Annotated in this window: 22 protein-coding genes; 11 read left to right on the top strand and 11 right to left on the bottom strand. The window is 44.4% G+C overall.

What is annotated here, in order from left to right:
• Positions 1-214 precede the first annotated feature (214 nt).
• Positions 215-1,153, bottom strand: coding sequence for a ketopantoate reductase family protein (locus tag QF041_RS16385; protein ID WP_307414955.1), 939 nt, complete (start codon positions 1,151-1,153; stop codon positions 215-217).
• 149 nt (positions 1,154-1,302) lie between these two features.
• On the opposite strand from QF041_RS16385, the gene QF041_RS16380 reads away from it, so the two are divergent.
• Positions 1,303-1,890: a TetR/AcrR family transcriptional regulator gene (locus QF041_RS16380; protein WP_307414954.1), complete on the top strand. Its 588-nt coding sequence runs from the start codon at positions 1,303-1,305 to the stop codon at positions 1,888-1,890.
• Positions 1,891-2,262: 372 nt separating this feature from the next.
• Here the strand turns inward: QF041_RS16380 and QF041_RS16375 are convergent, their stop codons facing one another.
• The 3 genes from QF041_RS16375 to QF041_RS16365 form a co-directional block, all read right to left on the bottom strand.
• The gene (locus tag QF041_RS16375) at positions 2,263-4,047 is read right to left on the bottom strand and encodes a leucine-rich repeat domain-containing protein (protein WP_307414953.1); all 1,785 of its coding nucleotides are present in this window, start codon (positions 4,045-4,047) and stop codon (positions 2,263-2,265) included.
• 267 nt (positions 4,048-4,314) lie between these two features.
• The gene (locus QF041_RS16370) at positions 4,315-5,193 is read right to left on the bottom strand and encodes a GNAT family N-acetyltransferase (protein ID WP_307414952.1); all 879 of its coding nucleotides are present in this window, start codon (positions 5,191-5,193) and stop codon (positions 4,315-4,317) included.
• Between the two features lie 280 nt (positions 5,194-5,473).
• Complete coding sequence (locus QF041_RS16365) at positions 5,474-5,680, bottom strand: DUF2536 family protein (RefSeq protein WP_221818740.1); 207 nt, start codon at positions 5,678-5,680, stop codon at positions 5,474-5,476.
• Between the two features lie 383 nt (positions 5,681-6,063).
• Between QF041_RS16365 and QF041_RS16360 the strand changes: the two genes are divergently transcribed.
• Positions 6,064-7,038: a tRNA dihydrouridine synthase gene (locus QF041_RS16360; protein WP_307414951.1), complete on the top strand. Its 975-nt coding sequence runs from the start codon at positions 6,064-6,066 to the stop codon at positions 7,036-7,038.
• A 96-nt stretch (positions 7,039-7,134) separates the two neighbouring features.
• Here QF041_RS16360 and QF041_RS16355 read toward each other — a convergent pair whose 3' ends face one another.
• Positions 7,135-8,190, bottom strand: a complete 1,056-nt coding sequence (locus tag QF041_RS16355; RefSeq protein ID WP_307414950.1) for an ankyrin repeat domain-containing protein — start codon at positions 8,188-8,190, stop codon at positions 7,135-7,137.
• A gap of 252 nt (positions 8,191-8,442) precedes the next feature.
• Between QF041_RS16355 and QF041_RS16350 the strand changes: the two genes are divergently transcribed.
• Together QF041_RS16350 and QF041_RS16345 are read left to right on the top strand one after the other, a co-directional pair.
• On the top strand, positions 8,443-9,012 hold the full coding sequence (locus tag QF041_RS16350; RefSeq protein ID WP_307414948.1) for an SF0329 family protein: 570 nt from the start codon (positions 8,443-8,445) through the stop codon (positions 9,010-9,012).
• Positions 9,013-9,182: 170 nt separating this feature from the next.
• Complete coding sequence (locus QF041_RS16345) at positions 9,183-10,349, top strand: cobalamin-independent methionine synthase II family protein (RefSeq protein WP_307414947.1); 1,167 nt, start codon at positions 9,183-9,185, stop codon at positions 10,347-10,349.
• Positions 10,350-10,539: 190 nt separating this feature from the next.
• Here QF041_RS16345 and QF041_RS16340 read toward each other — a convergent pair whose 3' ends face one another.
• Both QF041_RS16340 and QF041_RS16335 read right to left on the bottom strand, forming a co-directional pair.
• Complete coding sequence (locus QF041_RS16340; RefSeq protein ID WP_307414946.1) at positions 10,540-11,118, bottom strand: GNAT family N-acetyltransferase; 579 nt, start codon at positions 11,116-11,118, stop codon at positions 10,540-10,542.
• A gap of 44 nt (positions 11,119-11,162) precedes the next feature.
• The gene (locus tag QF041_RS16335) at positions 11,163-11,924 is read right to left on the bottom strand and encodes a TVP38/TMEM64 family protein (protein WP_307414945.1); all 762 of its coding nucleotides are present in this window, start codon (positions 11,922-11,924) and stop codon (positions 11,163-11,165) included.
• A 159-nt stretch (positions 11,925-12,083) separates the two neighbouring features.
• Here QF041_RS16335 and QF041_RS16330 point away from each other — a divergent pair, with 159 nt between their 5' ends.
• Together QF041_RS16330 and QF041_RS16325 are read left to right on the top strand one after the other, a co-directional pair.
• A complete protein-coding gene (locus QF041_RS16330; RefSeq protein WP_307414944.1) occupies positions 12,084-12,776 on the top strand; it encodes a response regulator transcription factor in 693 nt (230 codons plus the stop codon).
• Complete coding sequence (locus QF041_RS16325; RefSeq protein WP_307414943.1) at positions 12,769-14,112, top strand: sensor histidine kinase; 1,344 nt, start codon at positions 12,769-12,771, stop codon at positions 14,110-14,112. Before QF041_RS16330 ends, QF041_RS16325 begins: the two co-directional genes overlap by 8 nt.
• 194 nt (positions 14,113-14,306) lie before the next feature.
• Here QF041_RS16325 and QF041_RS16320 read toward each other — a convergent pair whose 3' ends face one another.
• Positions 14,307-15,842 carry a carboxylesterase/lipase family protein gene (locus QF041_RS16320; RefSeq protein ID WP_307414942.1) on the bottom strand — a complete coding sequence of 512 codons (1,536 nt, stop codon included), beginning with the start codon at positions 15,840-15,842 and terminating at the stop codon, positions 14,307-14,309.
• An 81-nt stretch (positions 15,843-15,923) separates the two neighbouring features.
• On the opposite strand from QF041_RS16320, the gene QF041_RS16315 reads away from it, so the two are divergent.
• Positions 15,924-16,733 (top strand): helix-turn-helix domain-containing protein, encoded by an 810-nt coding sequence (locus QF041_RS16315; protein WP_307414941.1) that lies wholly within the window; start codon positions 15,924-15,926, stop codon positions 16,731-16,733.
• Positions 16,734-16,735: 2 nt separating this feature from the next.
• Here QF041_RS16315 and QF041_RS16310 read toward each other — a convergent pair whose 3' ends face one another.
• Both QF041_RS16310 and QF041_RS16305 read right to left on the bottom strand, forming a co-directional pair.
• The gene (locus QF041_RS16310; RefSeq protein WP_074093540.1) at positions 16,736-16,939 is read right to left on the bottom strand and encodes a hypothetical protein; all 204 of its coding nucleotides are present in this window, start codon (positions 16,937-16,939) and stop codon (positions 16,736-16,738) included.
• Positions 16,940-18,103 (bottom strand): glycoside hydrolase family 27 protein, encoded by a 1,164-nt coding sequence (locus QF041_RS16305; RefSeq protein WP_307414940.1) that lies wholly within the window; start codon positions 18,101-18,103, stop codon positions 16,940-16,942.
• Positions 18,104-18,618: 515 nt separating this feature from the next.
• Between QF041_RS16305 and QF041_RS16300 the strand changes: the two genes are divergently transcribed.
• Together QF041_RS16300 and QF041_RS16295 are read left to right on the top strand one after the other, a co-directional pair.
• The gene (locus tag QF041_RS16300) at positions 18,619-19,326 is read left to right on the top strand and encodes a DNA alkylation repair protein (protein WP_307414938.1); all 708 of its coding nucleotides are present in this window, start codon (positions 18,619-18,621) and stop codon (positions 19,324-19,326) included.
• 222 nt (positions 19,327-19,548) lie between these two features.
• On the top strand, positions 19,549-20,721 hold the full coding sequence (locus tag QF041_RS16295; RefSeq protein WP_169482339.1) for a DUF4317 domain-containing protein: 1,173 nt from the start codon (positions 19,549-19,551) through the stop codon (positions 20,719-20,721).
• A 224-nt stretch (positions 20,722-20,945) separates the two neighbouring features.
• Here the strand turns inward: QF041_RS16295 and QF041_RS16290 are convergent, their stop codons facing one another.
• A complete protein-coding gene (locus QF041_RS16290) occupies positions 20,946-21,893 on the bottom strand; it encodes an AraC family transcriptional regulator (protein WP_307414937.1) in 948 nt (315 codons plus the stop codon).
• Between the two features lie 171 nt (positions 21,894-22,064).
• On the opposite strand from QF041_RS16290, the gene QF041_RS16285 reads away from it, so the two are divergent.
• Complete coding sequence (locus tag QF041_RS16285) at positions 22,065-23,084, top strand: glycoside hydrolase family 88/105 protein (protein WP_145326245.1); 1,020 nt, start codon at positions 22,065-22,067, stop codon at positions 23,082-23,084.
• A 13-nt stretch (positions 23,085-23,097) separates the two neighbouring features.
• A complete protein-coding gene (gnpA, locus tag QF041_RS16280; protein ID WP_307414936.1) occupies positions 23,098-25,278 on the top strand; it encodes a 1,3-beta-galactosyl-N-acetylhexosamine phosphorylase in 2,181 nt (726 codons plus the stop codon).
• Positions 25,279-25,439 lie beyond the last annotated feature (161 nt).

Below are 25,439 nucleotides of genomic sequence, written 5' to 3'. Positions count from 1 at the left end.
ATGTTGGTTAGGGTGTAGTGTTTTGAAGCTAGATTTACCTGTTTTTAATAAATAGCTAATTAGCCCGAAGCTTCTAGAGTTCGGGCTATATTTGTTATAACCAAATTAATCCATTCAGCGAAGGGCATTTAATGAGGCTTCCGTTCGTCGGATGATGGTTTATATAATGATTAGTAGAGTTGATGTTGGTCTGAACAATATCAAGTTTTCCAGTTTATCCGTTTTTAATAGCTGTGTGTTGTTCAGTGTTTTCTAATGCCAAGGTAAGATGTGGCAAAGGTATACCTAACTTTTTGGCTTCTCTTACAACTTCAAGTACTGCAAAACTGGACTTACTATTATTGTATTCAATGAAAAGTCGTGGTAAGCTGCCCTTTGCAAAAATAACCTTGTTAAACAGCGTGCCGATAAGTGCCGGTGGGATCTTGGTCAACAGTAGAGTAATCGCGTCCATCTTTGCGCCTCTTGCTTTAAGAACAGGCTTCATTTCCCGCATACTCTTGCCGACAATTGCGAATGAGTCACTATGATTCAAGAGTGCTGGGAAGCTTCCCCGTTTTAACACCTCGGTCTCCATCGCCGCATTCATGGCATAGTGATTCCATAACCAGCTTTGCATATCCTTGATCCAATTGATTTTAAAATGGGCGCTTTCAAATAGTTCTTTGACCTTGTTGTTTATCTGTTCCGTGCCTACCCGTGGTTTTTCCAGAAATATCATTTTTAAAAAGCCGCCCCTAAGCTTATTGTCCTCAATGCCGCCTCCTGCTCCTGGGAACCCAAAGACAACATTGTTCATAGACAGGGGCAAGATTGATGATCTTAAATCCTGCCAAATATTATTGAATATTAGGATCGGGTTGTTACCAGCAGTAGTCGAAAGTAATTTTGCTGCTTCGGGAAGTTGCTCCGTGTTGACACTCGCAATAATGAGATCGTAATCTGGGCTTATCTCCTCATGCAGCTTGACTTTCCAGCTTTCTTGGATGAACTGTTTTCCTCTTCGTGCGTCCCACATTTCAAGCGCTATATGACTTCCGAACGTTTCTTTTCTCCCTTTTCTAACGTAAAACTCAACGGTATGCCCTGCCTTCTCTAAAGCCCAAGCGTATTGGGTCGATATTACACCTCTACCGAAAAATAAAATTCTCATCTTAGCCTCCTAAATATCCATATTCATCTTTGTCAATAATCAAACAACGTGTTGTATAATGTTATTGTATAGATTCACTATACGGTCATCAACCATCAGATTTTTAATATCTGTCGTATAATCAATTGAACAGAAAATGGAGGTCAATAATGAATAAGCAACCTGAAATTACGGAAAAAACAAGGCAGACATTTATAAATGTATTCTGTGATTTATATTGCCGAAAACCAATCGAAAAGATATCCATTCAAGAGATTGCTAACCAATCAGGATATAATCGGAGTACATTTTATCAATACTTTAGTGATATCTATGAGTTGTTGGACTGCGTTGAAGAGCGTATTTTGAAATCCATTAAGGAGGAAATGGCAGGCAGAGAGTTTTCTACACATACTATCCAAGATGCACTTCAATGCTTGGAAAATGCAGAGGAAATTTCAGTTCTTAAAGCTATATTGGGCGACTATGGTTCTGTTCATTTTGTGGAACGCTTGAAAAGAGAAATTCCCTTTGAGCGATTGATTGTGGATTTTCCAACAGATGATGTCTTGGCACCATACATCATCGAGTTTTACATATCAACATTAATATCTATGTTTCGCCTTTGGATACACAGAGACAAAGATCTATCGTCGGAAGAATTGATCAAGCTGATCGATAGTCTATTTTCAAAGGGGATAACACCGTATCATATTTTTGGCGCGGTCAATCAGCGTTCTGATTCGAATAAAAAGTAAAGGGACGAGGAGAAAGAAAATGAGGGACTTACTGTAACAGAATTCCTGATTCTAGGATCGCTTCCCTAATCATTTTGCAAGAGCCTTTTCTGGTGCGACATCTAAGGATAGGGTAAAGTATTCAACAATCGAAAGACTGAGTGACGGCTGATATAAGATTGCTTGAATAGGTGGATGTAGCCACATCGTATTAGGTTATTGTACGGTCTAGCACTCATCCCGTGTGGAGTCGGTAGCGATGTTGGTTAGAAGCTAAACATAAACAGAAGGGGTTCGAGAATCATGTATCAATTCTCGAACCCCTTCTTGTCTTTGTTTCAATACCATCATTAACTATAGTAGTCTAAAAATACCCATCATCCCAGGCGGTAATTAATATACGTGCACACCCGTACCAAGCACGGATTTGTTTTGTACGGAATTACCGGATAGATATACCTTTTGCAGATTAGGCAGCTGGCTTAGGGTCTCGATATTGGAAATGGCATTGTTCTCGAGATGAAGCTCTTCTATGGCCTGCCAGTTACTCATAAATTCGAGAGACGCCAAATTGCTGTCTTGCAGAGTGAAGGAATGTAGAGCGGACATGTTGACAAAGTAAGGCATCATTTGGTCAACTTCAGTAACTGAGGTGTTGTTTATGCTGAAATATGGCTGCTCTAAGGTCAAATGTTCAAGCACGCTGTTCTCCGCGGCCGCCTTTTGTTCAAAGTTCAGCCTACACTCGGAGCACACCAAAGATTTCACCTGCTTCAAACGAAATAAGGCATCGCTTTCCTTGAACAGTGACGAGTCGTAAATGTTTAAGGTCTCTAGGCGGGACAAGCCGTCCAGGGCGGCAAGACGGGTTATTTCATCGATCTCCCAGAGCGAGAGTTGCTCCAGTTTCGGGAATTTCCTCAGCGCAGCCAAGTTCAATTCCCCACTTCCGCCACGGAGCGTCAGACTGGTTGTAGCCGGGGCCTTTAGCCCGGGGAGAAAGGAGCTTGGAATTTCCACTCGCTCTACTTTAGGCAGAGTCAGCGCTTCTGCATTCTCGTAGTAGCCGGACAACGTTAATTCCCGCAAAGAGGACAGGCTATTGATAGCTTTTACCGAACCAAGTTGACTTAGAGAAGCCAGGCGTAGTGTAGTAATGGAGTTTTTGCCGGTCAAGCGCTCCAGGCTCGAGATGTTTACATTTTCAATATCTAGCGTTTGTAGAGCAGGCATATTTTGCACAAAGTCGATGGACTTTACGTTCGTTAAATAGGACAACTGAAGCTCCTGAAGCTGGGTCAAGGCATACAGCGGCTGCAGGTCTGTGGTTTCACTGTACTGTATAGACAAGGATGATAGCCCGGTCATGGACGACAACCATCCGAGTTCATCGACAAAGGTGAGCGACAGGGACTTGATTGGCAATTGGTTTAACAAGTGAAAATCTGTTACGGACTCATCCACATAGGTAATGGATAAAGAGTTCAGATTGGGGAATTCCAGTAGTAGGGCCAACTCCTGATTGCTGCGAAGCTGAGTGGAAAGCTCCGTAATTTTAGACTTGTCGCCAAAGTAGCCCGAAAATGTACTGAAGGATTCGTTAAAAGCGCCTCCATAACTTTTTAATCCTGGCATATGGGCCAAAGTGGTTTGGTCCGTCTGGGATATTTCATAGGTATTTGTCAGGTCCAATGTCGTCAGTCCCTTAAAAGCTTCAAAATCTCGCTGATCAATCCGCTGGCTATTCAGTTTTTTATCTTGAGTAACATAAGTGATCTTCTCGGCCTGTTCATCGCTGAAGGGATCGGAGAGGCTATATGTAAACTTCCACTGATCATTCTCCGAATGCTCTACGGTTAAATAGCGAATACGAGCCAATTCCTCCTCTGTTGGCAAGGCGGACCCTTTATCGAAGATATCTCGCAAAAATGAGAGCAGAACCTCGCTTTCAGGCATCTTTCGTACAGGCAGATTGGCTTCTGTTTTTGGATAGGTGGAGCTGTTGCTATAATAAAAATATGTACCGATGGCGCCAGCTAGGACGAACATCAGTATCAGCATTACCTTTACGGAGGCAGTCTGCTTCAGCGGTGCTTTAGGGGGCGTTCCGTGGTAATGATTAATGGTCTGGTCTACGTAATAGACATGATTTTGCTTCAATAAAAAGCTCTGTTTCACAATAGGGACACTTTAAAACCTCATCCTTCTTGTATTCAATTTTTCCGTTGCAATTGGGGCAGTTTAGCGGGATAAACGCCACGAATGTCCCCTCCTTCATTATGATGGTCATAAGATCATGCTGAACGGTCATCTGATTTCATTATACCTTGTGAATTTACGTTTGATGAGAGAAAGAAGTTTCACATAACGAAGGAGCAGGGAAATCCTGCTCCTTTTTGATCTTTTTTTAATATGGTCTGGTGGCAGATCTTATTAAATAAATCCTCAAGCAATAGATGTAATCGGATGTTTAACGTGCACAGGGTAGAGTTGTTCACCATGAGTTCTTACAAATAAACCTTCATTGGTGATCGAACTTTTTAGATCAAGACCCTGATCATCTGGAGTGAAATGAAAGGTTACTTTCTCCGTATCCTCATCTGCAATCTTATCCAAAATATCTTTCATATTCATTTCGTTTAAGCTAACAACGTCGAAGAGCTCAATATGATTGTCTTCTTTCTGATAAATAACAATGACGTTTTCGTTTTCCAAGTAATAAATATCATCACTAAAGACATTCAGGCAATAAAACATGAGTATTCCTTGAGCATGATGGGTTGCGAAATGGCGAGAAACAGGCAATCTTTCCGATGCCAATTTTTGAATAAGACGTAAATCATCCGCGTTAGTAACATCGAGTTTCTGAATGTTCGCAGGCTTGGATGATTTTTTTGCCGTATAATTTATTGAAAAAAGATGTTCTTCCACAGGTTTAAACCCAAACTTGGGGTAAAAATCAAGCACCGATTCATTGGCAAAAAGGTACATGTAATCGTACATGTTCTCATATTCCTCTAAAACTGTATTCATTAAACGTGTAGAGAGTCCTTTCCCCCGATAATCAGGATGTGTCATCACCGTACCGATTTGAATCGCTTTTTTCTTCTCACCTTGAATGATGAGCTCAAGGATGTTAACAGAAACGTTGGCAATAACCTGGTCTCCATCGACATATGAATAAGGGATGTAAAGCTCGCCCCAGTAACCTTGTTGATACCAATCTTCAAAATTGATTTCAAACGTGTTGACAGCAAGCTCGAAAAAACTCTTGCGCAGTACTTCATTGTTTTTATAATTCTTCATAAATATTAATTCTTGCATGGTATTCTCCCCTTAATCCTCAAAAATGACTGTTTGTATAGTGGTACAATCCCGTATTTAACTATGTAAAATATGATTACAGGTGACAAAAATCCTCTTTTAACAACGCTTTTAAACAAACCTGGCGATATTGGTTAAGCAGAGTTTTAACAAGAGAAAGTGGAGTTTCGTATGGAAAGAGACGCGAGCGAATTCGCGTCTTCTTTTTTGCATGCTTTATAGGATATGCTTAAATGCAATTGCGTCAGTGAACTGTTTTTTTATTCAAAATCTTGGTCCATTAATCTACGGCAAAATGCACGACGGCACTATATAACATCTTGTTGCGAAAAGGGTCAAACGTTACTTGATGTTGAACTTGCTTCACGCGCAGCATTAATGCTTTGTTCATTCCGATTCGTTCTTCGATTGCTCGTTCGAGTTCACGGAAGTCATAAGCCTGCAAGCATTCAACTTTGTCTTTGATCATATCCAGTGAAATTTCCATATATAATTCAGGCCTCCTTAAAATCTTGATTTGCAGGTTAAAAGCCTGTCGAGCTTCATTTTAGAGGAGCTTTTCCAGTTCGGCAAGAGCAATCGGGCTGAAAATCTAATAAAGACGTGATAAAATCGGGAAAGAGCAATTTTGAGATCATCGAACTTTTAATAATTTGAAGATCCAATGGAAGTAATAACAGATACTGCTGTTTGAAGGAAGTTCATTTGCATGGTATAAGTGAAGAAGCAAGGACAGCATAATGTGAATTGCAACGAAAACTGTTAATGTTAATTCTAATGAGATGATAGGCAAGCAGATGCAAAGAGTTACGTTTTATTATTATTAATGAGGACAGAGACCGTCCTGGAAGGTATAGAGGAGCTTTTGAGATGACAAAGGAAAACTTTTGGCGTGAATTGCCACGACCATTTTTTATACTGGCACCGATGGAAGATGTGACGGATGTTGTGTTTCGGCATGTCGTAGGTGAAGCGGGCAGACCGGATGTGTTTTTTACGGAGTTTGCGAATACAGAAAGTTATTGTCACCCGGAGGGGCACCATAGTGTGCGTGGGCGTCTGACATTTACAGCGGACGAACAGCCGATTGTGGCTCATATCTGGGGAGATAAACCGGAATTCTTTCGTGAGATGAGTATCGGTATGGCGAAAGAAGGCTTTAAAGGCATCGATATCAATATGGGTTGTCCGGTAGCGAATGTAGCGGAGAATGGAAAAGGAAGTGGATTGATCTGTCGGCCAGCCCTTGCGGCGGAGATTATTCAGGCGGCGAAAGCCGGGGGACTGCCGGTCAGTGTAAAAACGCGTCTTGGATTTACTGAGGTCGATGAATGGCGCGACTGGTTAACTCATATTTTGCAGCAAGACATCGTGAATCTGTCCATTCACCTGCGTACGAGAGAAGAAATGAGCAAAGTAGACGCTCACTGGGAACTGATTCCAGAGATTAAAAAACTGCGGGATGAGATAGCGCCTAATACACTGCTGACGATTAATGGGGATATTCCTGACCGTGAAACAGGCCTGAGACTCGTGGAGCAATATGGTGTGGATGGTATTATGATTGGGCGCGGTATTTTCCAAAATCCATTTGCTTTTGAAAAGGAGCCAAAGGAACACAGCAGCACGGAATTGCTTGATCTGCTACGGCTGCATTTGGATCTCCATGATCAATATTCCGAGCTTGAACCACGTTCGTTCAGCCCGCTGGCTCGTTTTTTCAAAATCTATGTTCGTGGCTTCCGCGGTGCTAGTGAGCTGAGAAACAGCTTGATGAACGCCAAAACCACTTCTAAAGTACGCGAATTGCTCGATGAGTTTAAAAGTAATGAACAGGTGGAGTAGAGTAAGACGTAATCATGGATACGGAGTATGATTCAGGTAGATTTAATAGCAAAAAAAGAAGTGGTAACTCTTCCGCTTCTTTTTTTGCTTTGCTGTTTAACGCGTATACGCAGGCTTCTCCATAGCGACCGGTTGAGGATTGGCAAGCACCCATAATACCGCCAACTCGGATAATCTGGCAGGCGCATCAAAATCGTATCCATTGCGAAGCCTGCTGACCAAGTCTGTTGCCTCTTGGAGCAGTGCCGGGGCGAGTGGCGCACCAGTGCTCAGGTGACGAATCAGTGCATCCAGCATCTTGCGATACTCCGCATCCCAGTTTCCACCGCCATTATCCAATACTTCATGGGATACACGTCCTGTGATGCGGATGACCTCTCCCTGCACCGTTTGAGCGTGGCCTTGGGCCGGAATGAGATATTCCCACAGCTCTTGGTGCTGTTTGGTCCAAGTGGTTGCCTTTACCTGAATGGGGGTAGTCCCATCATGCATGATCCGATTCGCTACCGGCTCGACATCAAATAACTGGTACAGTTTGATCAGCGCCTCTGAAACTTCATCGACCTTGTCCTTATTGAACTTCTCACGGACGAATTCAAAATCCTTACCGATCCGCTTCACCGATTCTTTCATATCCGGGGTGACCGATGCTCCGGCATCCAGCAGAATTGCGGCAATCTCTGCCAGATTGACTATATCGCTATTCCTGCAATTGACTAACCCCTTAGCTAATGGGGTATTTCCCTGTTTATTTTCTACGTTAATAGTAGCGCCTTGGTTTACCAACTCTTGAACCACTTTGGTTCTATACCCATTGACCGCTGCATGTAACGGTGTTTCATTTTGGTAATCCACAGCGTCCAGATCCGCACCTAATTCAAGGAACAAGGGTACATTTCCTGACCAGTGTGAGGCATGGGCATGTAAAGGCGTGCGTTGATATTTGTCGCGTGCATTAATGTCTGCCCCTTGCTCTACCAGCCAGCGGACCACTTCATCCGATATTTGACGAAAGCTGAGGGCCGTACCTTTGCTGTAGCCCCCACGGGCATCCCATTCGCATTGCTCGAAAACCTCTTTTATGGTTGCGATATCATTATCTTTAACGAGTTTTTCCATATGAGCAGGTAAGGTTGCTTTCTTCGTAGCCATTACACTCTTCCTCTCCTTTGTGAATAACAACGTATGTTCCAATGGTAGGCTATGACGATTTAATAGTAAGTAGATAATTTTCTGCAATTTTATCACATAGGGGAATTTAAAACCAATAACTGGGTTTCTTCCATCATCAATTTGTTTTGCTATGTTATAATTTAGATGAATGTTGATACTGGAGACGGATTGAAAAATATTTGAAATGATCGCCGCAAATCGTGCGGTAGGCTTTTGATAATAGGAGGATTTATGTCCTGGAGCAAATTGAAGCAACAACTGGAGAGTTTTCTTAGTCCCGCGTTAGTTGGAAGGGTGGAGTACCGTGCTACCAGCTATCGCTATTCACTTGATAAATCAGGCAATTGTTATATTACTGTAGATAAAAAGAATGTACTCAACATGAGCGATACAACAACCCCAATCCGATGGTATCAGACAGAGCAGGAGATCAAGAGCGACCCGGAGATCATGATTCCTGTGAGCGATGAAGAGATTGAAGCTATCAGAAAAGATTCTAAAGGACCCATTCCCGAGGATCGTCTTCAAGTCATGGCAAGAAGCAGAAAAATCTCCGTACATGCCAAAGAACTGTTGCTGGCTCAGACCGCACTCAGTAAATCGAATTTTACCGTTGCAGCTACGACGTATTTATCGACTTCTATAGAGGATAATCTGGAGAGCAAGGATATTATATTTAATATTCTGGCTTTAATGGACAGACGAGTTGGCAAAAAGCGAATTTTGAACATGTCGGAGCAGGTCAAATTAAAGCATCCAGCGGTACAATATTTTTATGAACTGCGTCGTCGTACGGTGTGAAATTTAATAACATTCACGGATAGAGGTACACTGTGTCGGTGACGGTTTTACTGAAATCTGTCTAACAAGTGGATATAGCTTTTAACTATAACCAGTTATGGTTTTTTAGTATCCCTTCTAACTGCTCTCAGCGTGATATGATCATTGTATACAACGAGGGGGTTTTTTACATGACTGATAAGTTCCAGATCGTAGGAAGTTTATTGCGGCCGGATGAGCTGCTGAAATATAAAACGCAAATTGAACATAACGATGATATCCAATATCCGTTCTATGAAAACTACGAAGGATATGAGAAGTGTGAGACAGAGGCAATCAAACAAGTTGTCGCAAAGGAAATCGAACATAACTTGTCCGTGGTTACCGATGGAGAATTTTCCAAATCGATGTGGCATCTGGACTTTGTATGGGGATTTGGCGGAGTGAAGCGTTACATCGCGGATCACGGCTATTTTTTCAGAGATGTGGACGGAACTTCAAAATATGAAACACGCAAAGATATTGGACTGCGCATCACTGATAAATTGAGTGGAAAGAACCATCATTTCATTCAGTTGTTCCAACAGCTGCAAGACACGGCTGGCGAGCAACAAACGAAACTTTGTGTACCGTCTCCTTCCCATATTTTCGGTGAGCTTTCCTGGTCGGATAACATTGGCGGTACGGATTCTGTATATTTGAACAAACAGGAGCTCAAAGAAGGTCTTGTGATCGCGTATAAGGAATTCGTGGAAGAATTCGCTGCAGTGGGCGGCAAAATTCTGCAATTCGATGATTGCTTATGGGAACTGTTTGCAGACGACAACCCGAACTCTCCTTTTACAGGGGAAAATATTAATCAAGATGAAGTAAAGGGTCTCGCTACCGAATTCATTGATATTAATAATACCGTGATTGACTTTGGTCATAGCCTTGGCTTGAAAATGTGGACACATAACTGCCGCGGCAATTATGATTCCCGCAATATGGGTGGTGGATCGTATGCCAAAATTGCGAATCTGTTCCTGAAGCAATTGAAGTATGATCGTTTCTTCCTGGAGTGGGATGATGATCGTGCGGGTTCAATTGAAGCTCTGGAAGTGTTCAAGGACAGACCTGAAACGGAAATTGTACTGGGTCTGTTGTCATCCAAAACGAGTACACTCGATGATGAAGCACGTGTTGTCCGTTTGCTGGACGAAGCTTCCAAAATCATCGATAAGGATCGGCTACTGTTGTCTCACCAATGCGGATTTGCATCCTGCGATGGTGGTAACGAATTAAGCGAAGCTCAGCAATGGGCGAAGATCGATCAAGGGCAGAAGATTGCAAAGCAATATTGGGGCAGCACCGTCTAGGATTCAAGCTGAATGTATTGTGACCTTATAAACACATTGCTCGATCAATAGTGTTCTGTGCGATAATGAAGCGGCGACTTTTCCTCTGGAATCTATCCAGGGAGAAGCCGCCGTATTTGTTGTGGAACGTACGTATAGGTACGTTCTCATTTCTATAACTTTTTTAAACTAATGAGGGGGCTGTCATTCTTTATTTCTGCGATTCACGCTGCGCCAGCCATTCCTTTTTCAACAAAGCATATTGATACGTATTCTCGTATTTCGGTGTGCCGTCCTCATTTTTGACAAATGAAATGAACTCCAAAAAAAGACCTTCCCGGCGCATGCCCAGCTTCTCACACAGTTTCTGAGAACGGAAGTTATCATCCTCGACATAGGCGTACAATCTTCTTATTCCCTGTTCCATAAAGAGATTTTCGATGAAAGCATTGGCGCTCTCACTAGCGTATCCTTTCCCTTCATATCTGCCATTAAAATTCCAGCCAATACTATACGTATCTGAATTCGAATCTTTATCCGTATCAGAATCTCGATCTTCCCTCATACCAAACAGCTCACCGATCAACTCGTTACTGTCCTTCAGGCAGACCGCGATGTGGGAATCGTCACTGCTTCTTTTTGCGACCTCTGCCGCCGCCTCTTCCAATGTGGAAATTCGTTGACCCATAAAACAATTCACTCTGGGATTTGCCGTGTATTCCAACAGTCCGGCTGCGTCCGTTACGGTGAAATTTCGCAGGATTAATCGATTGGTTTCAAGTGTTTGCATAAGATGATATACCTCCGGTTTTCATATCAATAGATTGGCTATGTTCATGTTGTATCTCTTTTTATTTTACGAGACTCCCTATTCGTACTATAACTGCGTATAGCCTTGGGTTTGGCTTTGGTACTGTCTGACCGGGAGAACAATCCCACCAATTTCTCCCTATAGATATAACCGAGTACGAACCCGATCACAGCGATAACAGAAATAATAATGGCGATTGTGTATTGTTGCATATGAATCGTGGACCCTATAACGGTAGATGCGATGATCCACGGCAGACGACCGACGATAAGGATCGTGAAGAACCTAAACGAACTAATCGATGTAAGTGCGGCGACAAATACAAGCATGTCTTTGGGTAAGCCGGGAATTACGAAAAAGATGAATAAAAATGCGGAGAACTTCTTCTCATCATGAATTAACGACATCCACTTATTATTTTTCTTTTGCATTAGTCGTGAAATATAGGCGCGACCGATATAACGGGTGAAATAGAAGGCGATCGCTGAGCCTATAATCAAGCCTATTGTAGTATACAAGGACCCAATTGTAACCCCGTAGATATAACCGCCTGCGACCTGTACCACTTCTCCTGGAATGGGTGCAACCACGATCTGAAGAATCTGGAATAAAATAAACATGACCGGACCCCAATGGCCTGTTGAGTGAATATACGCTCTGAAGTTGTCCATGGAAGACATGATTCTAATAATGGCAGGAAAATAATACACCAGTAGACCAATGGACAACATGATGAACAGACCCAACAATATGTTAATCATTACTTTTTTCGAAGTTTGTGGCATTCCTGACGACCCCTTTGTGTAATAACTTCTACATATTTACAGTATAAGACGAAATTATTAAGAGATACCTACATAACTTCTGAAGAATTCTTAAGTCGATTGTATTTGCTGGTAGTCGCTAATAGCGCATATTATACTGAAATTAGACGGAGGGATCAGATGAGCAAGAAAATTCTAATTGCTGATGATAACAGTGAAATTCGTGAAATTGTAAGGATCTTGTTAGAGAGTGAGAATTATGAAGTGATTGAAGCGATAGATGGTCAAGATGCGATTGATAAAGTGAGCGAAGAGACGGATCTCATTATTTTGGATATGATGATGCCCAATAAATCGGGGCTGAAGGCGTGTCTGGAGATTCGTGAAAAAACAAGTGCACCGATCCTGTTTCTCACAGCGAAAACTCAGGACTCTGACAAACAATTGGCCTTTTCCTCAGGCAGTGATGACTTTTTGTCCAAGCCTTTTTCTTATACAGAACTCGTTTCGAGGGTGAAGGCTTTACTGCGGAGGTATTATGTATATCGGGGCAAGGAGAAGACGGAAGAAGCGGACCAAATTATCGTTAAGGATCTTACGGTCCATCAGGATTCAAAAGCCGTGTTTGTTGGAGAGAAGGAAATTGCTCTAACTGAAATTGAATACCAAATTTTGCTGCTGTTGGCTAAGAAACGACGAAAGGTATTCTCGGCAGAAAATATATATGAGAGTGTTTGGGGGCAACCCTACTTTTATACGTGTAATAACACGGTCATGGTTCATATTCGTAACTTGAGAGGCAAACTGGAGGATGACCCGCAGAACCCTAAATATGTGAAGACCGTTTGGGGGAAGGGGTACAAAATTGAATAGATTATTAATCGGAAAAAAGCTGAAGATTAAACTGGTTCTGGCGGTTGTCATTTCTTTGGTCATTTCCATAAGTGCACTCGTTATTTTACAAGTTGTTGGCGAGACTGTATTGGATAGTTATTTAAGCAAATCCACTTTTGTAGAGAATAGGCAGCAAGATGCGCTTGATCGATTCGAAGCATTTGTGGATAAACAGAACGTGTCAACCCGTGATCATGAGCAATTGTCTGCCTGGATAAGACATGAGCGCTACTTAAATCTATATATTTTTGCAAAAGACAAATTGATATTTTCCTCCAACACGGAGATTGATCCTGCCATTAATGAAGAGTTGTTAACTCAATTCGTGCCATCAAAAATACCCATCACCACCATCCATTTTGCGGATCAGGATGCCCAGATATACTTGGTTAGCTTTTATGAGTATCAATACTACAACCTCATTCTGATTATTGGTGTTTTCATAGCGGCCATTGTGTTTATTGTTTCCTTTCTACTGATGATTAATAAGAAAACATCTTATATTGGCGTGCTTGAACAAGAGATCAAAATACTCGAAGGTGGAAATTTGGATTATTCGATTACGATATCTGGAAAGGATGAACTGTCATCTCTGGCCCAGAGTATTGATGAGATGAGGAAATCATTTGTGGAGCGGCTGGACAGCGAGGAGAGGGTCAGGATGGCCAACCGTGAATTGATCACGGCGATTTCCCATGATTTGCGAACGCCACTCACGATTCTATTAGGATATATGGATATCATAGAGCTCAACAAATATAAGACACATGAGGATCTATTGCAGTATATTCATAATAGCCGGGAGAAGGCCTATCAGATCAAAGTGCTGTCGGACAAACTATTCGAATATTTTACGGTATCCTCGGCGGCTGAAGAAGAGGAAGTAGAATTTGAAATGTATGAGGGCAGAGCTCTTATCGATCAACTCATAGATGAGCAATTAGTGGTTTTGGACGATATAGATGTGCAGGTTCAGACAGATGCTCATCATGAGGAGTTTTTGCTGGAAATCAATCTGGTCGCCATGCGTCGCGTAATGGATAACGTATTTTCAAATATTCGAAAATACGCCGATCCAGTGCATCCCGTTCATATCCAGATTTCTTTGAGGCAACAATGGGTCATTCTTGAGGTGGAGAATAAGATTAAACGTGTTGGCAAAAAGAAAGATAGCAACGAAATTGGGCTCGTTAGTTGTCAGAAAATGATCCAGCAGCATAACGGGACGTTGACGGTGTCGCAGGAAAGGGATATCTTTTCATTACAGATTACGCTACCTGTCATCTTCAATAAACCAACACAGACTCATATATAACGAATCTCTTGGAATGATGCTGAATGTTCGTGGGATTCCTTTGGCTGCCTGATTGTTACCTTAGACTGCTGTAGTGGAGTAACTTGCTAAATAGGCATAGGCGAAAGAACATCGCTCTACCATTCACACTATACAAAAAGAGCCATGCGACAGCATGGCTCTTACATATATCGTGAGAGGGCAAGCCTCATGTTTTAAACAACAGGTGCATTCTGTTTCTTGAAATATTGTTCAATTAGAAACGCGAGCATCGGTCCGGGCTCAGCCTTCTGTAATTGAGCCTGATCGCCAAATTCCATGAGATACGGCTGTTCCGTAGTACAAGGAGTCCAATGAGGCATCAGCTTTCCGGTGGAGTCCGAACCGTTTGGATCACCTGTAGCAATAAAGTTGGATAAATAATTACACATTTGGCGAGCCAGATCATAATGCTTGCCTGTGAAAGGCCGCCAGCATTTGGCGAGTGTTTCGAAGAAAAACCACAGATCGACGGAGTGAAAAGTGCCTGGCTGGTCCCAGCCCGGAATCTCGGCATCGAAGTTATAATAGTAGAGAGGCGTTTCAGACGGATGACCGCTGTTCGCGCGGATGGCGAGCAGAATGGCATGCTGGATCATGCGGACCGATGCTTGTTGCAGAGCATGTTCGATTTGGCCGGTATCAGCCTCACATAGCTGCAAAAAGGCAGGAGCATCCTCGCCAAACAGCTCCACAGCCATCTGCTTCAGTTCTTCCAGATTGGCTGCGGCGGGACGGGTCCAAAATTCGGAAGATGTATGCCCCAGCATTACGGGGATCGCCTCGCGCTCCTGCTGAAGAAAACGAGTAAACGGATCGCCTGCGCAGAATTGTTCGTCGATGACGGTTCCCCAGAAGCTTTTGTATTCGAGTGCTTTGTCACGGAGATATTCAGCATCCAGTTGTCTCGCCTCAGCCAGGGAAGATACGCCCAGGAAGCCAAAAAATTCAACCCCTGCTTGCTCTGCATCCCTTAGTGTGGAACGGACAGAAGGCACGCGGACCTTCGGGTATAACTCGGTAGCTATACCGCTCATGATGACGACTCGCTGGAACAAGCCTTTATTTTGCGGAGAGGTCATCTGGCTGAGTACACTTCCTCCGCCTGCCGACTGTCCGCCGATGGTGATCTGGTCTGGATCACCGCCAAAGGCGGCAATGTTGCGTTTGACCCACTGGGTACCTGCTTGCTGATCGAGATGACCAAAGTTGGCGGGTGCATGGGGGGATTCGGCACTAATCTCAGGATGGCACAGGAAGCCGAAGGCATTCAGCCGATAATTAATCGTCACGACGACAATACCTCTACGAGCGATTCGCTCGCCATCAAATTCCATTTCGGCCGTATGGCCAACTTGCAGACCCCCGCCAAAATACCAGACAAAAACAGGTAGCTTCTCATCCGTGCGTTTGGCTGGTGTCCAGACATTCAGATACAGACAATCCTCGTCCATGGGCAGGTCGGGATCAACGGCCCATTCGCGGGTATAGATATTGTTATCATCGATGACTGTTGGGGCTTGCATCGAGATGGGGGCAAAATCAAAAGCTTGCAGTACACCTTCCCAGCTCGACTGCGGCTGCGGAGCGCGCCAGCGGTTCTCACCTACAGGAGGTGCGGCAAAAGGAATTCCCTTGAAGCTGGTAATCCGCGGGTCCGCCGCGGGCAGTCCTTGCACTTGTCCATGTTCTACCGTAACCATTCTAAGCATACAACATTCTCCTCTCTGGATTTAGCGTGTAAGCGTTACCGAAAATTTGATCAACGTGGCATTAGAAAGGGGGAATCAAGGTTGAATCCGATTTGGCATGAGAGCAGTAGAGCCAGTAATTTGTATTTTATCAGTGGTGGTCACAAGCCGGCCAACGCTCACCAATGGGGGCCAGGTGTACGTGACGTTTATGCGCTGCACTATATTATCCGCGGCCAAGGGACGCTGGAGACGGGCGGCCGCGTTTTTCGGCTCGTTACGGGGGAAAGCTTTATCATATTTCCGCAAAAAGAGATTTACTATTATCCGGACCCGCAAGATCCATGGGAGTACGTCTGGGTGGAGTTTAGCGGTGAGGATGCCGGGCGGTTACTGGGGCTGACACAGCTCTCAGAGGTACAACCCGTGGTGACGGTCTCGCCGGAGACGCTGCAGCCTTTTTTTCACCTTGCCTGGAACGCGGGTGCATCATCCTATGAATTACTGCGGGCGGATGCCCGTTTGCGTCTGCTGCTCTCCTACTATATGGAACATTATCCTAAAGAGCCGCAGGTGGACGCCAAGGATTATGTCTGGCTGGCGAGAAAGTACATCGAGCAGAACTACTGGAAGCCGACATTGACCGTCACGGAGATCGTAAAGGCAGTTAATCTGGAGCGCAGTTATTTGTTTCGTCTGTTTAAGGCAGCAACCGGCAAGTCTGTTTTGGAGTATATTACATCCTGCCGAATCGAGCGCGCCTGTGAACTGCTGAAGACGTCGGGCCTGCCGATTCAATCGGTGGCTTATTCTGTCGGCTACAATGATCCGTTATATTTTTCCAAAGTATTCAAGAAAGCAACTTCACACACGCCAACCGCGTACATGACGCTGCACCGGACCAAGGCATAACGTTAACGGAACAGGGCGCAGTTCCCGGACTCTCGGAAATAACGGATCAGCTTCTCAATAGGCTCACGTCCACAGTTCAGCTTCACTCCTATACAATCAATGCACAGAAATTGCTGGGCAGAGCGCGAGATCAATTTGAGGTAGATGCCCACATCGTCTGAAGAGAGCGGAACCTGACAGGAGGTGCACAGGCGATGTTGAGCCATTTATTTCACCAGTTTGGCACGCACAATTAAACAATCATGTGCTGCGACAACGGGAGCGAAGCGTTCGCGGAATACGCCAAGCTCTTGATGTTCCCAGCAGTCATACAGGGACAGAGCATAACCGGCAGCATAAGGCAGACCCATATCCCAAAATTGCAATGATAATTCCCGCTGGCTGTCGCTCAGGTTGAAAAAGCCAATAGCCAGATCACCATCTGTGAGTACCTTCACCAGCATAAATACATCGTCTGTGTGAAACCATTGCGGCTCTGGTTTAATGCGGTAAGCTCCGCGCGCTTCTACGTCCTGATTGATAGCGATCAGGTCAGGATTCAGGAGAATATCCTTTGTAACCTGGTTAGCCTTACGCACGTCACATCCAATCATTAGCGGTGAACCCATCATGGACCAGAGTGAGAAGTGGGTTTTATATTCGATGTCGTTGCATCCACCGATGCTGCCAATATAATCATTGTTGCTTCCACCGTACATACCAACAATCAGCATATCCATGTCGTTATGGCAGAAGGAGCCGGTGTAGCTTTGTTTTCCCAATTGGGACAGGGCAAGTTCCTTCACTGAATCCCAATTGTCGCGGATATCGCCGGTGGAGCGGTACATATGAGCGCCCGATTCCCGAATCCAATCGTATACGTCGTCGGCTCCCCAGTTGCAGGCGGAGAACAGGATATCGCGTCCACAGTTTTTGAGCGCAAGGCTCATCCGTTTGTACAGCAGCTCTCCTGAGATATGGCGCGGCTTGAAGCAGTAATCATACTTCAAATAATCAACGCCCCATTCGGCAAAAAGGGCAGCATCCTGGAATTCATGCTCAAAGCTGCCCGGATACCCGGCACATGTATGCGTACCCACGCATGAATACATGCCGAACTTTAGTCCTTTGCTATGGATATAATCGGAAAGCGCTCTCATTCCGCTAGGAAATTTCTCCGGGTCAGCCACCAGATTGCCGCTCGCATCACGTTCCTTCAGGCTCCAGCAATCATCAATGACAATATACTCGTAACCAGCGGCCAGATAACCTTCCGATACAAACACATCAGCGACATCCCGAATTAATTGTTCGTTAATATCCCACGTAAAGGTATTCCACGAATTCCAGCCCAGGGCAGGGGCAAAGCCTAACACTTGATTGTTGCTCATGCTCTCGCATCCTTTCTCATCTCGGTTTTGTTAACAACACTAAACTGAACATAAACGATGAGCGACGTATCCTGCCATAGCTTAACGTTGCTTGGACATGGACATATGTTGCTCTGCTTGTGCTGGTGGAATTAGCTCTTTTAATCAGGTTCTCGGCAGGTATCAGAAGTTGCCGGTAGAAACATAAGAAAGGAAAAATGTCTGTCTGCGAAGAAGTTATATCTATCTTTTCAGGGATCTGTGCGAAACAATGATATAGATGTTATGATCGGTGATAATGCTCGAACAGGTTGTCAGAGCAACAGGGAAATTTGAATAGTATTCAGTTTTTTTAGGAAAAATACCCCAGTGGCGAATTCCTCATACGAAAGGTAATAATCTGGCCGGAATGATTATGCATATGGCAGAATGGTTCGAATTGGATAATGTGCGATTTTTCATCGGTTTTTTGTTAAACATAAGTGTCCGTTTGATATGATCAGATATATAATTTATAGGATTGGGAGTGTCACGAAATGAATTTAGATGAAGTGATGCAGGAGCTTGAAGCGCTGGGCAAAGAACGAACGAAAAAAATCTATATCTCCAATGGTGCGCATGAACCGTTATTTGGCGTGGCAACCGGTGCGATGAAACCAATGGCGAAGCGGATCAAAAAGGATCAACCTTTGGCAGAGCAACTATATGCAACGGGGAATTATGATGCGATGTACTTTGCGGGCGTGATTGCCGATCCTCAAGCAATGACGGAAGCTGATTTTGACCGTTGGATTGACGCTGCTTATTTTTACATGATCTCTGACTTCATCGTTGCCGTCACGCTGGCGGAGACGGATATTGCTCAAGAAGTTTCGGATAAGTGGATCGCGAGTGGAGATGAGCTGAAAATGTCAGCAGGATGGAGCTGTTACTGTTGGTTGCTCGGCAGTCGAAAGGATGCTGAGTTTTCGGAGAATAAAATGATGGAGATGCTGGAACAGGTGAAAAAGACGATTCACGAATCTCCGGAACGAACGAAATATTCAATGAACAACTTCCTGTATACAGTCGCGACATCCTATCAACCGTTGCACGATCAGGCAGTGGAGACAGCCCAGGCTGTGGGACCTGTCGAAGTGAACAAGGACATGCCCAAGAGCAAGCTGCTGAATGCCTCTGAGAATATCCAAAAGGCAGTGGAAAAAGGGCGGACGGGCTTCAAGCGCAAATATGTAAGGTGTTAATGGGAATCACTGTAATAGATTAGAACATCAGGAGATGTAACGCATGCAGGAGGTGCTCGTATGAACGTAGAGAGTGTCTCCCTTTTTGTGTTGTTATGAATATCACGTACTTGGGTAACTGAAATCTAGTAACCGTCAAGCTACAAGTTAGTCAACAAATTTTCTGTCGATCCTTTATACTAATAAAGCCAGAAACATATCTAAGGAGTTGCCGAATCCAATATGAATAAAAAAGAAGTCGCGCATATACGCAAGCAGTTTAAACTCGATCACGATCTACTGAATATTTACGATATTCTCAACGTGTATATTACGAAGGAAACGAATGAGGTATATCACTGGGAGCGTCACCCGTTCGAACTGGTGGACAGAGAGAAGCAGGAGCTGTACATGGGCAATTTCAAAAAATTGCTGACAGGTGATTTGGATCAGAAGTTATTTGAATTGAAGTTCCAGGAAGCGGCGGAGGATCCAGCACAGGTATTGCTTCACCAGGCGCTGGTAACAGGTGATCCGGATGAATGGCAGGATCTGATGCTGCTGCTCGTGGATCGAATGTTGGTGGATACGAAATTTGAGCGGGATATGGTAGCTACGTTCGTGCGTGGACAGTATTACTTGCCGACCAAGGCTAGAAACGAAGCTACGGAAGAGAGCGAGAAGAATGAGGTGTTCGCCCATCCGTTCATTCTGTGCAGCGTGAATTCCACGGAGAAACAGCGGAAGACACTCTTGTTTGATTACGTGGAGAGAGAATTCAAATACAACATTATTGTCGATCCGATTATCAAATTAAGCACGCCAGAGCAAGGGTTCCTGTACCCTAGCGTAACGGACAACTACTCCGATGTGAATCGTGTACTGTATTGTACGGGGAAATCCAATTTCCCGGATCCGCATTTTGTTGAAAATGTATTGAATGGAGAAAGATCCGTAACCGCACTGGAAGAACGGGCGATCTTCGAAGATATCGTCAAGGAAGTGGCTGGTGAACAGCTCGATTCAGCCACCATTGCACATGTATATGAGGAGATTAACCGAGTCATCGAGATTAACGAAGAGTCCCATGAGGAAGAACCTCCAAAGCTGGATTATAAAGATCTGGAACGTGTACTGACCGCAAGCGGTATAGAGGATCTGACAACGGAGAAAGTAGAACGTGCCTTCGAAACGATCGTTGACAACAAGAACTATGAGATGAAGGCGACCAGTGTTATGCCGAAGTTTACGTCCAAGTCCATCAAGATCGAGACCAAGGTTGCTACGATTTCGGTTAGCCCTCAAGACCTGAGATATGTGAAACAGGTGAACTATCAAGGCAGACGTTGTATCATGATTGAAGTGGACGAGGATGTCGTGATTGAAGGGTTTACGCTTAATACGGAGACGCTTTAGACGATTTGTGATTAATAAATAAGTATCAGTATAAGGGTCGCGTGGAACGGCCATCTATTTTTAAAAAAAGCCCAAGCCTAAGGTGGATTGCCCCCTTAGAATAGACATTGGAAAACCCCTTGGGTTTAACCGATGAAATTCTAGGGGATGCAATCCATCACGACTTACGGGCTTTTTTGTATCTTTTTTATGAGAAAGGTTATTTCAATAAGTTGTACGTGAATTCATACCCACCCCGTGAATTCCAATATCGACGCTTTTGCAGACTGTGCTTCTGTATGAGCCCCTTTGCGCCAGGCTTTGGGTGATTCTCCCATCAGTTTGGCGAAGCAACGGTTAAAGCTGGAGATGGATCGGAAGCCGACCTGCTCAGAGATGGACAGAATGGAGGCCTCGGTGCTTTTTAATCGTTTGCATGCCTCTTCAATCCGGGTACTGTTCAGAAAATCAAGCGGTGTGGTTCCCATAATTTCATGGAACTTGCGGCGAAAATGCGTTGTACTCAGATGACACAGTTCAGCGAGGTAATCGATGGTCACAGGCATCATATAGTTTTTGGTGATAAACTCCAGCACCGGTGAGATGACCAAGTCACCTTGGAGGTCTCGTTCCCGTTCCTGATCCTGAGATGACAAGCGCTCGCTGCTCGCATGAATTCGAAGCAGTTCGATATATAGAGACATCAACAAGCCGTACGCGCTCTCCCGATAATAGGGGGACTGCTGCTTTATCTCTTCTACCACTGATGTTGCGAGCATGTGAATTTTGGGATACTGTTCCTTATTCAAAATACAATTGCTCCCTTGAATAGCCCATAAATTCGGTTCAATGTGACTTTGGGCGGTTTTGAGCGAATGGCGGAAGAGTTCTTCCGGTGAAAAAAAGATATAAGCCCACAGGCTGGCGTTATTAGGTGAACTGTATGTGGTATGCGGAAGATAGCGGGGAATGAACGTGACATCGCCTGCCCGAAAAGGCACAGATTCTCCTTTAATCTCCATGATTCCTCCATCGGAATAACAGATGCCAATCTCCATGTGGTTATGGAAATGAAGATGCTCACTCTTGATATCGGATATTCTCCAGCGGTCTCCACTGAGTAACAGGACAGGGAAATCAATGGGCAGACTGTAGTGACGATATTCAATGACAGGTTTCTTCGGTTTGGGCATTTTCGAGGACTCCTATGTATAAATGATTGAAATTGCACAGTTTTGTTGTGAATATGCTTAGATTGAGACTATTTTACTGCGTACAATGGAATAAGTAAAGCGTTTACAAAAATGGACGGACACCTCTCAGGGCGCGCTTGGGGGCGTGTGCGCAGGGAGAGGGGAATAACAATGCTTCAAGTAAAATATGACAGGGAACAGATTCTACACGTAATCGAGAACGTTACCAAGAAAACACTGGATATGGATCTGACATGGGATTGGCCCGGCGGTGTCGCTTATTATGGCGTATCCAGAGCCTATCAGACGACAGGCAACCAAGAGATTCTGGACAGGCTGGTGAAATGGGCAGATGAATATATCGAGCTGGGTCTGCCAAGTTGGACGGTAAATACATGTGCCATGGGCCATGTGCTCATCACTTTATATGAAGAAACCGGAGATCAGAAATATTGGGATATTGTCCTCAGCAAGGTCGATTATCTCCAGAACCATGCGCTTCGCTTTGGAGACAACGTGCTTCAGCATACGGTATCGGTTTCCAATGATTTTCCGGAACAGGCTTGGGCGGATACCTTGTTTATGGCGGCATTTTTCCTGCTCCGCGTAGGTAGCAAATTAAAAGACGAAGCCATGATTCAGGATGCGCTGAACCAGTATTACTGGCATATCAAATACCTGCAAGATCCGAGTAGCAGTCTGTGGTATCACGGTTATAACAATATCAACAAGGACCACATGTCCGGATTTTACTGGGGAAGAGCAAACGCTTGGGGAGCCTATACGATGTCTCAAGTGAAACCTCAGCTCAACGACTGGTACTTGTATCCGCAATGTATGGATGTAGAGTGTGCACTTCGCGATCAGTTGGCGGCTCTCAAGCTGGTGCAGACCGAGAATGGCTTGTGGCGTACGGTTTTGGATGACGAAGATTCGTATGAAGAAGTATCGGCTTCTGCGGGTATTGCAGCGGCCATGATCAATAATGGCAATCCACTGCATACCAAATATGTGCAAAAGGCACTGGAAGGCATCCTGAGCAACATTAGCGAAGATGGACGCGTGCTTGGTGTATCTGGCGGTACGGCAGTGATGAAGGATCGGGATGGCTATCGCAATATTCCAAAAGACTGGATTCAGGGCTGGGGTCAGGGCCTGGCACTCGCTTTTCTGTCCGATATGTTGAGATAGGGAGGGAACCACATTGTCCAAAACAACCAAAGGCTCCTTTACACTACCGGGAGAATCCGGTTATGAAGCACTGACGCTGGAACTTGCCGATCGCTGGGGTGCCGATGTGATCCGTGACAGTGACGGTACAAAGTTGTCCGATGAGATTATCAATGCCGGATACGGCATCTATTCAACCATTTGCATTATTCGGGATCATAATGAGTGGGCGTCCCGTAATTTGGATAAGTTGCAGCAATGTTTTCTCATTACGAATCCTAAGGTCGCTGTGCAAGATTATGTATCCATCTATCTGATGGAGGACTTCTTTGCTGAACAATTCAGGGTGAATGATTCCAAAGAGGCGTTTAAATATTGGCAGGTGTATGACCGAACGACTGGGGAAGAGGTACCTAGAGGACAGTGGAATTATGAAAGGGAATCTGGCAATGTTGTCATTACTGGTGTTGCTCCTTGGCATAAATACACGGTGAGTTTCATGGTTTATCGGATATGGGAAGAGATTTCCATGTACAATCATACGACGAATAATTGGGACAAAGAGCATCTGATGCAGATTGACCCGATCTATACAGACACCCAAACCTATTTGCTGGATTGGATGGAAAAGTGGTGCCAAGACCACCCGGAAACAACGGTTGTACGTTTTACGTCCCTATTTTATAACTTCGCCTGGATCTGGGGCAGTGATGAGCGGAATCGCCATCTGTTCTCAGATTGGGGTTCATACGATTTCACGGTGAGTTCGAGAGCGCTGGATCTGTTTGCTCAAAAATATGGTTATTCACTCTCCGCCGAGGACTTTGTAAATGGCGGTAAATATCAGGTCACTCATATGCCTGCGGATCAGCGCAAACTGGACTGGATGGCATTTATCAATGATTTTGTCATTGAATTCGGTAAAAAGTTGATTGATATTGTCCACAAACATAACAAGCTGGCGTATGTCTTCTATGATGACAGCTGGGTGGGCATGGAGCCTTACAATGACCGCTTTCAGGAATTTGGATTCGACGGCATGATCAAATGTGTGTTCTCCGGTTATGAGGCAAGAATGTGCTCTGGCGTTAAGGCTGATACCCATGAGATTCGATTGCATCCATACTTGTTCCCAGTTGGTTTAGGCGGGCTTCCTACCTTCAAGGAGGGAGGAGACCCTACCCTGGATGCGAAGAAATATTGGATCAATATTCGGCGTGCGCTGCTGCGTGAGTCGATTGACCGGATTGGACTGGGCGGATATTTGCATCTGGTTGAGCCTTATCCGGACTTTGTGGAATATATCGAGAAGATCGCCCATGAATTCAGGGAAATGAAAGAGCTGCATCAGGCTGGAAAGCCTTATCAGATCAAGACAAAAGTAGCCGTTCTGCATACCTGGGGCAAGTTAAGATCGTGGACCTTGTCCGGTCATTTTCATGAAACGCATATGCATGATCTGATTCATGTGAATGAGGCATTAGCCGGGTTGCCTGTTGATGTGCAGTTTATTGATTTTGATGATATTCGTCAGGGCGCATTGAAGGATGTAGATGTTGTCATCAATGCCGGCTCTGCAGGTTCAGCATGGAGCGGTGGAGAGCATTGGAGTGACCACAAGTCTGTGGACTTATTGACCCAATGGGTATATGAAGGTGGTACCTTTGTTGGCATTAACCAGCCTTCGGCAATGGACGGGTACGACAGCTATTTTAGAATGGCTCATGTGCTTGGGGTGGATGAGGATACAGGCTCCAGAGTTGTTCATGGAAAATGGTCGTATGAGGTTAATGATGAGTATGGCTTGGTGCCTGAGGGGGCAAGCATACTTCCGAAAAATAACATTTATCTTACTGATGGATCAGCAGCTGTAGTGAGTGAAACGGATGGTCAGATCACACTGTCCACACATGCTTTTGGAAAAGGAAAAGGGATCTATCTGCCTTCCTTCGAATTCAGCTGGGAAAATACAAGACTACTTCTGAATTTGATTCGATTTGCGGGCAATGAATTCCATGAAACAAAGTACATCACGGATAACTTGTATACCGAGTGCGCCTACTACCCTGAGAGCAACATATTGGTTGTGATCAATAATAGCGATCAGGTTCAGTCCACGACGATTGATACGGAGCATGGAAAACAGACCATGGAATTGGAGCCGTATGATACGTTGATCACCAAAATTGGTTTAATAAAATCGGTATCCCCATAGAATAATAATTCAATAGACCGTATTCCTTAACCAGGGAGCGGTCTATTTTAGTTATTAGTTAAAAGAAACTTACTGTATAGTGTTAACACTATTTAGTAGAATATTTAAATAAGGATAGGGATCATGAGCCCTAATATTTTATTGTTTTCATCTTTTTAAAG

Origin of the sequence: Paenibacillus sp. W2I17 (assembly GCF_030815985.1) — a bacterium.
GTDB lineage: Bacteria > Bacillota > Bacilli > Paenibacillales > Paenibacillaceae > Paenibacillus.
The sequence above is the reverse complement of the archived record's forward strand: the minus strand, read 5'-3'. Positions and strand labels throughout refer to the sequence as shown.